15 protein-coding genes and 3 tRNA genes are annotated in these 14,034 nt (G+C 70.9%); 3 read left to right on the forward strand and 15 right to left on the reverse strand.

What is annotated here, in order from left to right; genetic code table 11:
* Positions 1 to 55 precede the first annotated feature (55 nt).
* From rplJ to PS271_RS11995, 7 genes are all read right to left on the reverse strand, one after another.
* A complete protein-coding gene (gene rplJ / locus PS271_RS11965; protein WP_058046835.1) occupies positions 56 to 586 on the reverse strand; it encodes a 50S ribosomal protein L10 in 531 nt (176 codons plus the stop codon).
* A 293-nt stretch (positions 587 to 879) separates the two neighbouring features.
* Positions 880 to 1,827 (reverse strand): SCO4651 family lipoprotein, encoded by a 948-nt coding sequence (locus tag PS271_RS11970; protein ID WP_398381915.1) that lies wholly within the window; start codon positions 1,825 to 1,827, stop codon positions 880 to 882.
* Between the two features lie 226 nt (positions 1,828 to 2,053).
* Entirely contained in the window at positions 2,054 to 2,770 is a 717-nt protein-coding gene (gene rplA, locus PS271_RS11975) for a 50S ribosomal protein L1 (RefSeq protein ID WP_398381916.1), read from the reverse strand.
* Positions 2,771 to 2,850: 80 nt separating this feature from the next.
* Positions 2,851 to 3,285, reverse strand: a complete 435-nt coding sequence (rplK, locus tag PS271_RS11980) for a 50S ribosomal protein L11 (protein ID WP_120756551.1) — start codon at positions 3,283 to 3,285, stop codon at positions 2,851 to 2,853.
* Between the two features lie 160 nt (positions 3,286 to 3,445).
* Entirely contained in the window at positions 3,446 to 4,351 is a 906-nt protein-coding gene (gene nusG, locus PS271_RS11985) for a transcription termination/antitermination protein NusG (RefSeq protein ID WP_398381917.1), read from the reverse strand.
* 81 nt (positions 4,352 to 4,432) lie between these two features.
* On the reverse strand, positions 4,433 to 4,723 hold the full coding sequence (secE, locus tag PS271_RS11990; protein WP_030368429.1) for a preprotein translocase subunit SecE: 291 nt from the start codon (positions 4,721 to 4,723) through the stop codon (positions 4,433 to 4,435).
* A gap of 109 nt (positions 4,724 to 4,832) precedes the next feature.
* Positions 4,833 to 4,905 (reverse strand) — tRNA-Trp (locus PS271_RS11995).
* A 229-nt stretch (positions 4,906 to 5,134) separates the two neighbouring features.
* On the opposite strand from PS271_RS11995, the gene PS271_RS12000 reads away from it, so the two are divergent.
* A complete protein-coding gene (locus PS271_RS12000; RefSeq protein ID WP_398381918.1) occupies positions 5,135 to 6,382 on the forward strand; it encodes a pyridoxal phosphate-dependent aminotransferase in 1,248 nt (415 codons plus the stop codon).
* Positions 6,383 to 6,524: 142 nt separating this feature from the next.
* The gene (locus PS271_RS12005) at positions 6,525 to 7,544 is read left to right on the forward strand and encodes an adenosine deaminase (RefSeq protein ID WP_398381919.1); all 1,020 of its coding nucleotides are present in this window, start codon (positions 6,525 to 6,527) and stop codon (positions 7,542 to 7,544) included.
* Between the two features lie 12 nt (positions 7,545 to 7,556).
* Here the strand turns inward: PS271_RS12005 and PS271_RS12010 are convergent, their stop codons facing one another.
* From PS271_RS12010 to PS271_RS12045, 8 genes are all read right to left on the reverse strand, one after another.
* A complete protein-coding gene (locus PS271_RS12010) occupies positions 7,557 to 8,612 on the reverse strand; it encodes a UDP-N-acetylmuramate dehydrogenase (protein WP_398381920.1) in 1,056 nt (351 codons plus the stop codon).
* A gap of 389 nt (positions 8,613 to 9,001) precedes the next feature.
* The gene (locus PS271_RS12015; RefSeq protein ID WP_398381921.1) at positions 9,002 to 10,420 is read right to left on the reverse strand and encodes a DHA2 family efflux MFS transporter permease subunit; all 1,419 of its coding nucleotides are present in this window, start codon (positions 10,418 to 10,420) and stop codon (positions 9,002 to 9,004) included.
* 76 nt (positions 10,421 to 10,496) lie between these two features.
* Complete coding sequence (locus PS271_RS12020) at positions 10,497 to 11,030, reverse strand: TetR/AcrR family transcriptional regulator (protein WP_398381922.1); 534 nt, start codon at positions 11,028 to 11,030, stop codon at positions 10,497 to 10,499.
* Positions 11,031 to 11,107: 77 nt separating this feature from the next.
* Entirely contained in the window at positions 11,108 to 11,539 is a 432-nt protein-coding gene (locus PS271_RS12025; RefSeq protein WP_398381923.1) for a MaoC family dehydratase, read from the reverse strand.
* A complete protein-coding gene (locus tag PS271_RS12030; RefSeq protein ID WP_398381924.1) occupies positions 11,540 to 11,992 on the reverse strand; it encodes an FAS1-like dehydratase domain-containing protein in 453 nt (150 codons plus the stop codon).
* A gap of 94 nt (positions 11,993 to 12,086) precedes the next feature.
* Entirely contained in the window at positions 12,087 to 12,251 is a 165-nt protein-coding gene (rpmG, locus tag PS271_RS12035) for a 50S ribosomal protein L33 (protein ID WP_006604855.1), read from the reverse strand.
* A gap of 86 nt (positions 12,252 to 12,337) precedes the next feature.
* Positions 12,338 to 12,410, reverse strand: a tRNA-Met gene (locus PS271_RS12040).
* Between the two features lie 50 nt (positions 12,411 to 12,460).
* A tRNA-Thr gene (locus PS271_RS12045) sits at positions 12,461 to 12,533 on the reverse strand.
* 194 nt (positions 12,534 to 12,727) lie between these two features.
* On the opposite strand from PS271_RS12045, the gene PS271_RS12050 reads away from it, so the two are divergent.
* A complete protein-coding gene (locus PS271_RS12050; protein WP_398381925.1) occupies positions 12,728 to 14,002 on the forward strand; it encodes an amidohydrolase family protein in 1,275 nt (424 codons plus the stop codon).
* The last annotated feature ends 32 nt before the right edge of the window (positions 14,003 to 14,034 follow it).

Consider the following 14,034-nt stretch of genomic DNA (forward strand, 5'->3'; position numbering starts at 1 on the left):
GCGTACGGCCCGCTGCGACCGGTGCCGGGAGGCACCGGTCAATGCGCGAGCCGAATTACTCGGCACCGCCCTGCTCGGCGAGCTTGGCGCGCAGCGCGTCCGCAGTGCGGACGAGCTTCGTCGGCAGCGCCTGGAAGAGCGAGGCAGCCTGGGACTGCTTGCCCTTCATGGCACCGGCCAGCTTGCTGAGCAGAACCTCGCGGGACTCGAGGTCCGCAAGCTTCTTGATCTCATCGGCGGACAGCGCCTTGCCGTCAAGGACACCGCCCTTGATGATGAGGTTGGGGTTCTCCTTGGCGAAGTCACGGAGACCCTTCGCCGACTCCACCGGGTCACCGGTGACGAAGGCAACCGCCGTCGGGCCAGCGAAGAGCTGGTCCTCCAGCGTGATCCCGGCCTCACGGGCCGCGATCTGGGTCAGCGTGTTCTTCACCACGGCGTACTGGGCGTTCTCACCGAGCGAACGGCGCAGCGTCTTGAGCTGAGCCACGGTGAGACCGCGGTACTCGGTCAGCACAGCGGCGTTCGAGCTACGGAACTTGTCCGTCAGCTCGGCAACCGCAGCAGCCTTGGCGGACGTCGCCATGAGCCTCGGCCTCCTTCCGGGTGATTCGGGACCGCTATGCGAAGGGACCTGGGCAAAACGAAACGCCCCGGCGCAGGCGCTCGGGGCGTAACTCGACCGCTTCGACCCGAAGTCGTCGCGGGAGTGCTTCCTCAAATCACCTGCGCAGGTCGCCCGCAGCTAGCGGATCCTTCGGCCACCACGCTTCCGGATGGAGGCGCAGCAACGACCAGCGGTCTTTGGCTTCTGGACGAAGGTACGTGACCGGGGCGCCCGGAAGCAAATCGGCTCCCGGGCGGACGCGTCCGGGCAGGTCAGGAGGCCAGCGACGGGGTGGCGCCGGTCTCCTTCATCTTCTTGATCTTCTCCAGCAGGTCGACGGTCTGGTCCGCCGGCGGCGCCTGGACGTCGGCCTTGGCGCCGTAGTCGGAGAGGCTCTGAGCGATCTCCATCCGGCCCTTGGCGGTGTCCATGTTCATGACCAGCTTCACGGGGAGGTCGTCGGAGCCCACCCAGACGTCCATGTCGTACTTCGTGATGCCGGCCTCCTTGATGGTGTCCAGCAGCTCCTGCCGGTCCTTCTCGCCGAGGCCGTCGAGGCTCTTGTTGGACTTCATGGCCTCGTCGGGGGAGAGCGTGCCCTTGTAGTGCCGGGCCTTCTGCCCGTCGACCGTCTCCTCGCCGACCAGCTTGACGTCCGGCGACTCCTTGAGGAGCGCCATCTGCTTGGCCGGGTCCTGGCTCTGGCCCTGGCCGCCGCCCATGAGCTGCTCAAGGGCCTTGCCGTCGCCGCCGGACTCCTTGGCCATCGCGGCGAGATCGATCTTGAGCCAGCGCTTGCCGTCGTTCTTGGCGGCGCCCTCGGCGCCCACGTCGGTGTACGTGACGGCGCCGATCGTGATGGTGTGGCTCTCGGCCGGAGCGCCGTCCTTGGCGGGCAGCCCGGCGCCGGTCATGCGCTGGTCCACGACCGTGGGGTCCCAGCCCATGACGCCGGAGGACCGCAGGGTGAGGGGCTGGTCACCCAGGCCCGGCATCGTCATGGTCATCGTGAACCTGGCGGACTTCGCCGACCGCGTCTTCTTGAAGGCCGCGTTGAGGGCCTCGACCGACACCCCCGCCGCCGGCTGCTTGTCCGACTTGGCGGAGGTCTCCGAGGCCGCCTTGCCGCCCTTCTCGTCGCCCCCGCAGGCAGCGACGCCCGCCAGCAGGGCCACCGCCGTCACCGACACGCTCAGGCGCTTCCAGGTGGACTTGTGCATGCCCATTCCCCCCTCTACTCAAAAGCGATCAATGTGAACGTTAGTTCACCACACCGGCAGATGTGGCGGACGGGCGCACGGGCGGTGTTCGGATGGCGTTAAAACACGGGGCGGCGTGAAGGCGAGACGGCGTGGAAACGCGAGCAGGCCCCGCATCTCGCCAGGAGATGCGGGGCCTGCTCGTTCGCTTACGCGTACGCGCCGAGGCGTCGTGATCCGGTCAGGATCAGACGGTCTCGTCCTCCACCAGGAGGTTGCGGGTGCGGTTGCTGTCCAGCGGGATGCTGGGGCCCATCGTGGTGGTGATGGCGGCCTTCTTGATGTAGCGGCCCTTCGCGGCGGACGGCTTGAGGCGGGTGATCTCCTCGAGCGCCGCGGCGTAGTTCTCCACCAGCTTGGCCTCGTCGAAGGAGACCTTGCCGATGATGAAGTGCAGGTTCGAGTGCTTGTCGACGCGGAACTCGATCTTGCCGCCCTTGATGTCGGTCACGGCCTTGGCCGTGTCCGGGGTGACGGTGCCGGTCTTCGGGTTCGGCATCAGGCCACGGGGACCGAGCACGCGGCCGAGGCGGCCGACCTTGCCCATGAGGTCCGGGGTGGCGACGACGGCGTCGAAGTCCAGACGGCCCTTCGCGACCTCGTCGATGAGCTCGTCGGCGCCGACGATGTCGGCGCCCGCGGCACGCGCGGCCTCGGCACGGTCGCCGGTCGCGAAGACCAGGACCCGGGCGGTCTTACCGGTGCCGTGCGGAAGGTTCACGGTGCCACGGACCATCTGGTCGGCCTTGCGCGGGTCGACACCCAGGCGCATGGCAACCTCGACGGTCGCGTCGAACTTGGTGGCGGAGGTCTCCTTCGCCAGGCGGACGGCCTCGAGCGGGGCGTACAGACGCTCCCGGTCGACCTTCGCGTCCGCGTTGCGAAGAGTCTTGCTGCGCTTCACTGAAACTCCTCAGTGGTGATTGGAGTCGTGGTGCGGGCCGGCGCTGGCCCTTCCACGGGTACTGCCAGGGGGGGTGGAGGTCAGCCCTCGACCGTGATGCCCATGGAACGGGCGGTGCCGGCGATGATCTTCGACGCGGCGTCGAGGTCGTTCGCGTTCAGGTCGGGCATCTTGGTCGTGGCGATCTCGCGGACCTGCGCCTCGGTGATCTTGGCGACCTTGGTCTTGTGCGGCTCGCCGGAGCCCTTCTCCACGCCCGCGGCCTTGAGGATCAGCTTCGCGGCCGGCGGAGTCTTGGTGACGAAGGTGAAGGAACGGTCCTCGTAGACCGTGATCTCCACCGGCACGACCATGCCACGCTGCGACTCGGTCGCGGCGTTGTAGGCCTTGCAGAACTCCATGATGTTGACGCCGTGCTGACCCAGCGCGGGGCCGACCGGCGGGGCCGGGTTGGCGGCACCGGCGCTGATCTGGAGCTTGATAAGCCCCGTGATCTTCTTCTTCTTGGGAGGCATTGCTCTCTCCGGGTCCTAGTGAGAGTTTTTTTGCCCGCGCACAGTGCGCACAGGCATACCGCACCACGATAACGGGTAACGTGCTACGGCCAAAAACCGAGCAGGTCAGACGGGCTTCAGCAGCCCGTCTGACCTGTTCGGAAGCGTTTGTTCAGAAGTGTCAGTTCTTCTGGATCTGGTCGAAGCTCAGCTCGACCGGGGTCTCGCGGCCGAAGATCTCGACGAGGCCCTTGACCTTCTTCGAGTCGGCGTTGATCTCGTTGATCGTGGCCTGCAGGGTGGCGAACGGGCCGTCGGTGACGGTGACCGAGTCGCCGACCTCGAAGTCCAGGACCTGGACCTCGACCTTGCGCTGCGGCGCCGGCTTGCCCTCGGCCTCGGCGGCCTCGCGGGCGGCCTTCTCCTCGGCCTCCGGGGCGAGCATCTTGACGATCTCGTCCAGCGTCAGCGGGTACGGGTCGTAGGCGTTGCCGACGAAGCCGGTGACACCCGGGGTGTTGCGGACGACGCCCCAGGACTCGTTCGTCAGGTCCATGCGCACCAGGACGTAGCCCGGGAGCTTGTTCTGGCGGACGGTGCGGCGGTCGCCGTTCTTGATCTGGACGACCTCCTCCTGCGGCACCTCGGCCTGGAAGATGTAGTCCTCGACGTTGAGCGAGACGGCGCGCTGCTCGAGGTTGGTCTTCACGCGGTTCTCGTAACCGGCGTAGGTGTGGATGACGTACCACTCGCCGGGCAGGCCGCGGAGCTCCTCGCGGAGGGCGGCGACCGGGTCGACGGGCTCCTCCTCGGCGGCCTCTTCGGCCTCCTCGGCGGCTTCGTCAGCGGCCTCGTCGCTCTCGGCGGACTCGGCGTCCTCGTCGGACTCGACGTGGAGGGCGGCCTCCTCGGCCGGCTCGCCGGCAGCGGCTTCCTCGGCGTCGAGCTCGTCGGCGGCGTCGGCGCCCTCGACGATCTCCTGCGCGGTGTCGTCGCCCTCGACCTCGGCCGTGACAGTGGCATCCACGTCGGCCTCTGCCGCCTCAGCGGCCTTCTCGGCGGCGTCGTTCAGGTTCGGGTCAGACACGTGGCTGCTTCTTCCTGGCTACAAGGGGTGGAACGTGCGAAAGGGGCGGCTCGCCTCACGGCAGCCGCCCTACCCGCGGATTCAGCCGAAGACGTACTTGACGGCGTTGGTGAACCCATAGTCAATCACGGTGACCAGGCCAATGACGATGACGACAAAGACGATCACCACGGTGGTGTACGTCGACAGCTGGCCCCGGGTGGGCCAGACGACCTTGCGGAGCTCTGCGACGATCTGACGGTAGAAGAGCGCGAGGCGGCCGAAGGGGCCCTTCTTCCCGCGCTTCCCGCCACGGCGGCCCTTTTTGGCGGCCACCTCGTCCTCGGGACGACCGCTCTCAGGCGTCGCGGTGGAGCCAAGGGCTTCCGTCACTACGTCCTCACCTGAATCCGGGTCGTGAGCCGTGCCGCGCCCGGTTGAGCCGCACGGCGGTGCATTTCTCTACGTACGCACGCACGCACCCTGGTGACGATGCGTGTAGCAGGGCCGAAGGGACTTGAACCCCCAACCGCTGGTTTTGGAGACCAGTGCTCTACCAATTGAGCTACGACCCTTTGTGGTTCCCCAACGTACCGCATCCGGGTGTGTGCACGGTGTGTGCAGAGCCGGATCGCGGCCGGTGAGGGCCAACGGTGGATGAGTGTACGTGGTCCCGGGGCGTGCGTCGAACAGCTTGTGCCGCGGTGGGGCCGGAACGTCGCATTCCGGGCCTTCGGGAGGGGACCGTGAGCCGTCCGTGAAACGGGTGTGCCCGCTTCGTCCCCCGTCTGCAACGATGCCCCCATGACCGCTGCGACTCCTTCCGAGCCCCCCGTCCAGTCCCCCACCGAGCGCCGGGTGTCGACCCGTGTCGGATCGATCTCCGAGTCCGCCACCCTCGCCGTCGACGCCAAGGCCAAGGCCCTCAAGGCCGCCGGGCGCCCGGTGATCGGCTTCGGCGCCGGCGAGCCCGACTTCCCCACCCCCGGCTACATCGTCGAGGCCGCGGTGGAGGCCTGCCGCGACCCGAAGAACCACCGCTACACGCCCGCCGGCGGCCTCCCCGAGCTGAAGGCCGCGATCGCCGCGAAGACGCTGCGCGACTCCGGCTACCAGGTCGAGGCGTCGCAGGTCCTGGTCACCAACGGCGGCAAGCAGGCCATCTACGAGGCCTTCGCCGCGATCCTCGACCCGGGCGACGAGGTCATCGTCCCCGCCCCGTACTGGACCACCTACCCGGAGTCGATCCGGCTGGCCGGCGGTGTGCCGGTGGAGGTCGTGGCCGACGAGACCACCGGTTACATGGTGTCGGTCGAGCAGCTGGAGGCCGCCCGCACGGAGCGGACGAAGGTGCTGCTCTTCGTCTCCCCGTCCAACCCGACGGGCGCGGTCTACTCGCGCGAGCAGGTGGAGGCGGTCGGCCGCTGGGCCGCGGAGCACGGGCTGTGGGTCCTGACCGACGAGATCTACGAGCACCTGGTCTACGGCGACGCCGAGTTCTCCTCGCTGCCCGTGGTCGTGCCGGAGCTGCGCGACAAGTGCATCGTCGTCAACGGCGTCGCCAAGACGTACGCCATGACCGGCTGGCGCGTCGGGTGGGTCATCGCCCCGCAGGACGTCATCAAGGCCGCGACGAACCTCCAGTCGCACGCCACGTCCAACGTGTCCAACGTCGCACAGCGCGCGGCCATCGCCGCCGTGTCGGGCGACCTGTCCGCCGTCGACGAGATGAAGACCGCCTTCGACCGGCGCCGCCGCACGATCGTGCGGATGCTCAACGAGATCGACGGCGTCCTCTGCCCCGAGCCGGAGGGTGCGTTCTACGCCTACCCGTCCGTGAAGGGCCTGCTCGGCAAGGAGATCCGCGGCAAGCGGCCCGCCACGTCCGTGGAGCTCGCCGCGCTGATCCTGGAAGAGGTCGAGGTCGCGGTGGTGCCGGGTGAGGCGTTCGGCACGCCGGGGTACCTGCGGCTGTCCTACGCGCTGGGTGACGAGGATCTGGCCGAGGGCGTCTCGCGGATTCAGAAGCTGCTGGCGGAGGCGCGCGACTGATCGCGGTCCGCACGACGACGGGCTCCCGGCTGTGCCGGGGGCCCGTATGCGTTTTCGGTGCGGCGTTCGGTGCGCCGCCCGTTGGCGGGCGTTCAGCGAAAGTGCCTTCCGGTTTCGGCGGTGCTTGCGGCAGGATCTGCGAATGGAGAGTGTTCGTGACGTCAGGCTGCTGCCGAAAGCCCATCTGCATCTTCACTTCACCGGGTCGATGCGGCCTTCCACCCTGCTGGAGCTCGCCGACAAGTACGGCGTGCACCTCCCGGAGGCGCTGAGCGGCGGCGAGCCGCCGAAGCTGCGGGCGACGGACGAGCGGGGCTGGTTCCGCTTCCAGCGCCTCTACGACATCGCGCGGTCCTGCCTCCGGTCACCGGAAGACATCCAGCGGCTGGTGCGGGAGGCCGCGGAGGAAGACGTCCGGGACGGCTCCGGGTGGCTGGAGATCCAGGTCGACCCGACGTCGTACGCGCCGCGGCTGGGCGGGCTGATCCCCGCCCTGGAAATCATCCTGGACGCGGTCGAGAGCGCGTCGAAGGAGACCGGGCTGGGCATGCGGGTGCTCGTCGCCGCGAACCGCATGAAGCACCCGCTGGACGCCCGTACGCTGGCCCGGCTCGCCGTGCGGTACGCCGACCGGGGTGTCGTCGGGTTCGGGCTCTCCAACGACGAGCGGCGCGGGCTCGCGCGCGACTTCGACCGCGCGTTCGAGATCGCGCGGGAGGGCGGGCTGCTGGCCGCGCCGCACGGCGGCGAGCTGTCCGGGCCGAGCAGCGTGCGGGACTGCATGGACGACCTGCACGCGTCGCGCGTCGGGCACGGCGTGCGGTCCGCCGAGGACCCCCGGCTGCTGCGGAAGCTCGCGGAGCGGGGCGTGACGTGCGAGGTCTGCCCCTCCTCCAACGTCGCCCTGGGCGTCTACGAGAAGCCGGGCGACGTGCCGCTGCGGGCGCTGTGGGACGCCGGCGTGCCGATAGCTCTCGGCGCGGACGACCCCCTGCTCTTCGGCTCGCGGCTCGCCGCGCAGTACGAGCTGGTGCGGCAGCACCACGGCTTCACGGACGCGGAGCTGGCGGAGCTGGCACGGCAGTCGGTACGGGGGTCGGCTGCGCCCGCGCCCGTCCGGGCGGGGTTGCTGGCGGGGATCGACGCCTGGCTGGCCGCCTGAGGCCGCTCTTCGCTACAGCGCCACGCCCACCGTGACCGGTTCGTTCACCAGCGTCACGCCGAACGCCTCGTGGACGCCTGCCCGGACCTCCCTGGCGAGAGCCAAGAGGTCCTCCGTGGTGGCCTCGCCACGATTGGTCAGCGCCAGCGTGTGCTTCGTGCTGATCCGCGCCGGGCCCGCCCCGTACCCCTTCGTGAACCCCGCCTTGTCGATCAGCCAGGCCGCGGACGTCTTCATGAAGCCCTCCCCCGCCGGGTACGCGGGCGGTGCCACGTCCGGCCCCAGGCGTTCCGCCACGCGGGCCAGGAACGCCCCGTGCTCCGCCTCCGTCAGGATCGGGTTGCAGAAGAACGAGCCCGCCGACCACGTGTCGTGGTCCTCGGGGTCCAGGACCATGCCCTTGCCCGCGCGTAGCTTGAGGACCGTCTCGCGGGCCTGCGCCGCGGGGACGCGGTCGCCGGCCTCGACGCCGAGGGCGCGGGCGGTCTCGGGGTAGCGGATGGGCGCGGACAGGCCGTCCGCGTCCTCCAGCTCGAAGCGGACGCGCAGCACGACGTAGCGGGCGGGGTCCTGCTTGAAGCGGCTGTGCCGGTACGAGAAGGCGCACTCGGAGTTGGTGAGGGTGACCGTCTCGCCGGTGCGGCGGTCGTACGCGACGACCTCGGTGATCGTCTGGGCGACGTCCTGGCCGTAGGCGCCGACGTTCTGGATCGGGGTGGCGCCGGCGGAGCCGGGGATGCCGGCGAGGCACTCGACGCCGGCGAGGCCGGCTTCGACGGTGCGGGCCACGGCGTCGGACCAGTTCTCGCCGGCGGCGAGTTCGAGGGCGGTGCCGTCGAGGGTGAAGCCGGTCGTCGCGATGCGCAGGGCGGTGCCGTCGAAGCCCTTGTCGGAGATGACGAGGTTGCTGCCGCCGCCGATGATCAGCAGCGGGGTTCCGGTCTCGTCGGCCTCGCGGACGGCGGCGATCACGTCGGCGTCGGTGGTCGCCGTGATCAGGCGGCGGGCGGGGCCGCCGAGCCTGAAGGTGGTCAGGGGGGCGAGGGGGGCGTCGTGTCGTTCCTGCACTCGACCAGGGTACGGGTGGGCTGGGGCCGGGGCTCGGGGCCTCCGGGGTGGGGGTGCGGGGCCGGGGGCGGGGCCGGGTGCCGGGGGCTCCGGGGTGGGGGTCCGGGGCCGTATATTTACGGGCCCGCCCCCCGCGACGTGCCCTCGCCCTTTTCTCCTTCGGGCCCACAAATACACGTCAGCGCCCCGGACCCCCACCCCTACACCCCCGCCCCCCCCCCTCCGCTCGTCACCACCTGGCCGCCCGCTTGCCCCCTGGCGGCATCCGGTGCAGCGCCTCTGCGACTCCAGTAACGGGCGGGTGGGTGGGCATGAACCCCCGCCGCGCAGCGGCGGGGGTGGTCCGCAGATAGCTGCAGGCCGGCTTTCCGGTGCAGCCCCCTGCCTTGTCAGTCACGGGCGGGTGGGTGGGCGTGCCCCCGCCGCGCAGCGGTGGGGACGGGGCTCGCCCCACCCCGGGCGGGTATCCGCGTGGCTGCCAGCGCCCCGAGCGCCACCGTCGCCGCGCCCGCCCAGAGGGCCGGGGCGAGGCCGTCGGCGAAGCGTTGGGGGGAGCCGTAGCCGCCGTGCGCCGAGAACAGCGCGGCCAGGACGGCGACGCCCAGCGCCCCGCCCACCTCGCGCAGAGCGCTGTTCGCGCCGGAGGCCATGCCCTGGTCCGCCGGGCGGACGCTGGACATGGTCAGGCTCGCCGCGGGGGCGAAGAACAGGCCCATGCCGATGCCGCTGACGATCAGGCCCGGGAGCTGGGCCGCGTAGGAGACGTCCGGGCTCATGATGAGGGCGAAGTCGGCCAGGCCCAGCGCCTGGAGGGCGAGGGCGGTGATGACGACCGGCCGGCTGCCGACGCGGTCGGCGAGGTAGCCGGAGAGCGGCGCCGCGATCATCGGCATCGCGGTCCAGGGGAGCATGCGCAGCCCCGCCTGCGTGGGCGAGTAGCCGAGGGCGTTCTGGAGGAACTGGCTGAGCAGGAAGATCGAGCCGAACATGCCCAGGAACATGCAGACACTCGCGGCGTTGACGGCGGCGAAGGCCCGGTTTCCGAAGATGCGCAGGGGCAGCACGGGGTGCTCGGCCCGGAGACCGTGGCGGATGAAGGCTCCTATGAGGGCGCTGCCCGCGACGAGGGCCGTCAGGACCTGGGGGCTCGTCCAGCCGTGCGGGTTCGCGTTGACCAGGCCGTAGACGATGCCGAAGAGGCCGCCGCTGACAAGAAGCGTGCCGGGGACGTCGAGGCGGGCGTCCGGCGCGTGGGACTCCTGGAGGCGGAGGCGGGCGAGGGGGATGAGGGCCAGGCCCAGCGGGACGTTGAGCCAGAAGATCCACTGCCAGGAGAGGTGCTCGGTGAGCGTGCCGCCGATCAGCGGGCCGCCGGCCACGGCCAGCCCGTCCACGGCGCCCTTGATGCCGTACGCGACGCCCCGGCGGGCGGCGGGGACGGCCGCGGTGAGCAGGGTGAGGGACAGGGGCGTCGTGATGGCGGCGCCCACGCCCTGGACAGCCCGGGCGGCGATCAGGGCCTCGATGCCGGGCGCCAGGGCGGCCGCGGCGGAGGCCGCGGTGAAGATCGTGAGGCCGGCGACGAAGAGCTTGCGGCGGCCGAAGCGGTCGCCGAGGGCCGCGCCGGACATGAGCAGGACCGCGTAGGTGAGCGTGTAGGCGTTGACGGTCCATTCGAGGTCTTCCAGCGCCCCGCCGAGGTCCTGGCGGATGGCCGGGAGGGCGGTGGTGACGACCAGGTTGTCCAGCGCGGCCATGAAGCCCGCCACGCCGGTGACGACCAGGGCCCAGACGGCCTTGGACTGCATGAAGATCCCCCCAGATATGCTAAGTGAGTACTCACTAATTTTTGTGGGTATGAAGGTCCGCTCGTGGGACTCTTCCTCAGAAGCCCGCCCACACCCTGTGGTCCGGCGGGAAGCCCAGGGACATCAGCGTGTTGATCAGCATGCCCTTGGCCAGGAACCCCGTCGTTTCCTTCGCCTCCCCGCCGAGCGCCAGATGCACCCCGTCCCACAGCTCCAGCCAGGCCTTGCGGATCGCGCTGCCGAACTCGTGGTCCCCCGCCGCCTCGGCCGAGGCCACCGCGACGTAGATCTGCATCTGCATCCGGAGCTTCTCGGGGTCCTCGGCGATGAGGTGGTCGTAGGCCGCGGCCATGGCCTGGAGCGCCCCGCGGGGCGGCGCGCCCTCGACGGCCTTCGCGAAGACCTCGCGGGTCTCCTCCAGGCAGCGGCGGGCCGCCGCCAGGAAGATCGCTTCCTTGGTGGGGAAAAGCCGGAAGAGATACGGCTGCGAGACGCCCACGCGGCGCGCGATCGCCTCCGTGGACGTGCCCTTGTACCCCGACCGCGCGAACTCCGTGACCGCGGCGCGGATCACACTCTCGCGCCGTTCCTCCGCGCTCATTCTGACCATGGAAGTAAGTTAGTGATTACTTAGTTCGGGTGTCAAAGGGGGAGGGCGCCGGGCTTCTGCGCGGCGCCCTCTCTCTGTCAGGCGAGGCGTACGACCGCTCGCGACATTCCCAGGACCTTCCGGCCCCCGCTCATGACCACCAGGTCCACCCGGACCGTGCGGTTCTCGTCGTCCTTGGCCGCGACCTTGCCGCCGACCTCGATGACCGCGCCCTCGTCGTCGTTGGGCACGACGACCGGGCGGGTGAAGCGCACGCCGTACTCGGCGACGGCGCCCGGGTCGCCCGCCCAGTCCGTGACCACCCGCGCCGCCTCGGCCATGGTGAACATGCCGTGCGCGATCACGTCCGGCAGGCCCACCTCCTTGGCGAACTTCTCGTTCCAGTGGATCGGGTTGAAGTCGCCCGAGGCGCCCGCGTAGCGGACCAGGTCCGCGCGGGTCACCGGGAAGGAGCGGACCGGCAGCTCCGTGCCGACCTCGACCTCGTCGTAGGAGATCCGGGCAGTCATCTACGCCTCCTCGGCCGCGCGGGCCACCAGGGTCAGGTGCGCGGTCACCACGTGCTCACCGTGCTCGTCCCGGACCTCGCCGCGGATCGACAGGACGTCGTTGCCCGCGAGGGACTTGATCGACTCGATCGTGGAGACCACCGACAGGCGGTCGCCGGCCCGCACGGGGCGGGCGTAGGCGAACTTCTGGTCGCCGTGCACGACGCGCGAGTAGTCCAGGCCCAGCTGCGGGTCGTTCACGACCGCGCCGGCCGCCCGGTATGTGACGGAGAAGACGAAGGTCGGCGGGGCGATCACGTCCGGGTGGCCCAGCGCCTTGGCGGCCTCCGGGTCGGTGTACGCCGGATTGGTGTCGCCGATGGCCTCGGCGAATTCGCGGATCTTCTCCCGGCCGACCTCGTACGGTTCGGTGGCCGGGTAGGTCCGCCCTACGAAGGACTGGTCGAGCGCCATGGCCCGGTACCTCCTGCGGCAGTGGTGAACGGTGGCGGATACGCCGCGAGGCCGCCCCCGGAGAATGGGGACGGCCTCGCGAACGAGCCTGTTGTTATCGCGTCTCGCGGTGCGCGGTGTGCGAGTTGCAACGGGGGCAGTGCTTCTTCATCTCAAGACGGTCCGGGTCGTTACGCCGGTTCTTCTTGGTGATGTAGTTCCGCTCCTTGCACTCCACGCAGGCCAGCGTGATCTTCGGGCGGACGTCGGTGGCAGCCACGTGAGTGCTCCTTGACGGAATGGACGGATGAACGCAGACAAGAGTAGCCGACCGGAGGGACCGACCCCACAATCGGCTACTACGTGTAGCGGTGACCGGACTTGAACCGGTGACACAGCGATTATGAGCCGCTTGCTCTACCGACTGAGCTACACCGCTTTGATGCGGGAGATACTCCCCGCCCGAAGGCGGGGAGACTCTCACACCAGAGCCCCAAAACGGAATCGAACCGTTGACCTTCTCCTTACCATGGAGACGCTCTGCCGACTGAGCTATTGGGGCGAGCGAGGAAGACATTACACGGTTGGCCGCCGAAGGTGAAATCCGTATCCGGACGGCGCCCGCGGCGGCGCCACGGAAGCCTTCTCGCACCACACCAGTACGACTATTCGTCGCTTGCTCGAAGCCGTTCCTGCCGCGCCCTACGCTCGGACCTGCTGCGTGATCATGCACGCCCCGGCCCCCGGAGGAGCGCGATGCCCGACAGCCAGCCGCAGCCCCCGGCGAACCCCGGGGGCGAGGCCCCCCGGCCCGCCGCCGCGCCCGGCGACGGTGCCCTCGTGCTCGGCGGCGCCCGCCTCGCCGACGGCCGCACCGTGGACGTGCGGCTGAGCGGCGGTCACATCGAGGCGGTGGGCACCGCCGGCAGCCTGGCGCCCGGCCCGCGCGTGGACCTCAGCGGCTATCTGCTGCTGCCCGCACCCGCCGAGCCGCACGCGCACGGCGCCACCGCGCTCACCGCCGAGGCCGACGGGCCCGTCTCGTACGCCGCGGAGGACGTCCAGCGGCGCGCCACCGAGGCCGCGCTGCTCCAGCTCGGGCACGGGGCCACCGCCCTGCGCTGCCACGTCCGCATCGGCGACGTCCAGGGGCTGCGCTCGCTGGAGGCCGTGCTCCAGGCCCGGCGGGCCCTGCGCGGGCTCACCGACCTCACCGCCGTCGCCGTGCCCCGGCTGCTCACCGGCGCCGCCGGGGCCGACGGGCTGGCCCAGCTGCGGGACGCCGTGAAGATGGGCGCGGCCGTCGGCGGCTGCCCCGACCTCGACCCCGACCCCACCGGCTTCGCCGAGGCCGCCCTCGACCTCGCCGCCGCGTACGGCTGCCCCGTCGACCTGCACACCGACGGCTCCGACCCGGCCCGGCTCGCCCGGCTGGCCGCCATGGCCGGGGGCCTGCGCCCCCGCGTCACCCTCGGCCCCTGCGGCGGCCTCGCCCGCCTCCCCCGCGACCTGGCCGTGCGCGCCGCCGAGCAGCTGTCCGCCGCCGGAGTGACCGTCGTCTGCCTGCCGCAGGGCGACTGCGGGACGCTGGAGCAGCGCGGCGCCCGCGTCTCGCGCTGCGCCCCGGTGCGGCTGCTGCGGGCGGCGGGGGTGCGGGTGGCGGCCGGCAGCGGCGCCCTGCGCGACGCGGCCAATCCGGTCGGGCGCGGCGATCCCCTGGAGGCCGCGTTCCTGCTGGCCTCGCACGGCGAGCTGCGGCCCGAGGAGGCGTACGAGGCGGTCAGCGGGTGGGCCCGGGCGGCCATGGGGCTGCCGCGGGTGCGGGTGGAGGCGGGCTTTCCGGCCGAGCTCCTGGCCGTACGGGGCGAGCGCGTCGAGGGCGTGCTGTCGATGGCCTACAGCCGCCTCGTGGTGCACAAGGGCCGCGTCGTGGCCCGTACGAGCGCGGTGCGGGAGTACTGCGACGGCTCGGCCGCCGCGGCCCTGGAGCTGCCCCGGCAGTCCTCGCGCGGCGGGGGCGAGCCGTCCTGACGCGGGGCGCCGAGGGGTCCGGCGAGGCCCTC

The sequence above is a fragment of the Streptomyces sp. SCA2-17 genome (assembly GCF_044336695.1).

What these genes read in the sequence shown, in the direction of transcription:
- rplJ (WP_058046835.1), bottom strand. Translation starts at nt 586, where the DNA reads ATGGCGACGTCCGCCAAGGCTGCTGCGGTTGCCGAGCTGACGGACAAG.
- PS271_RS11970 (WP_398381915.1), bottom strand. Translation starts at nt 1,827, where the DNA reads ATGCACAAGTCCACCTGGAAGCGCCTGAGCGTGTCGGTGACGGCGGTG.
- rplK (WP_120756551.1), bottom strand. Translation starts at nt 3,285, where the DNA reads ATGCCTCCCAAGAAGAAGAAGATCACGGGGCTTATCAAGCTCCAGATC.
- PS271_RS12000 (WP_398381918.1), top strand. Translation starts at nt 5,135, where the DNA reads ATGACCGCTGCGACTCCTTCCGAGCCCCCCGTCCAGTCCCCCACCGAG.
- PS271_RS12005 (WP_398381919.1), top strand. Translation starts at nt 6,525, where the DNA reads ATGGAGAGTGTTCGTGACGTCAGGCTGCTGCCGAAAGCCCATCTGCAT.
- PS271_RS12015 (WP_398381921.1), bottom strand. Translation starts at nt 10,420, where the DNA reads ATGCAGTCCAAGGCCGTCTGGGCCCTGGTCGTCACCGGCGTGGCGGGC.
- PS271_RS12020 (WP_398381922.1), bottom strand. Translation starts at nt 11,030, where the DNA reads ATGGTCAGAATGAGCGCGGAGGAACGGCGCGAGAGTGTGATCCGCGCC.
- PS271_RS12025 (WP_398381923.1), bottom strand. Translation starts at nt 11,539, where the DNA reads ATGACTGCCCGGATCTCCTACGACGAGGTCGAGGTCGGCACGGAGCTG.
- PS271_RS12030 (WP_398381924.1), bottom strand. Translation starts at nt 11,992, where the DNA reads ATGGCGCTCGACCAGTCCTTCGTAGGGCGGACCTACCCGGCCACCGAA.
- PS271_RS12050 (WP_398381925.1), top strand. Translation starts at nt 12,728, where the DNA reads ATGCCCGACAGCCAGCCGCAGCCCCCGGCGAACCCCGGGGGCGAGGCC.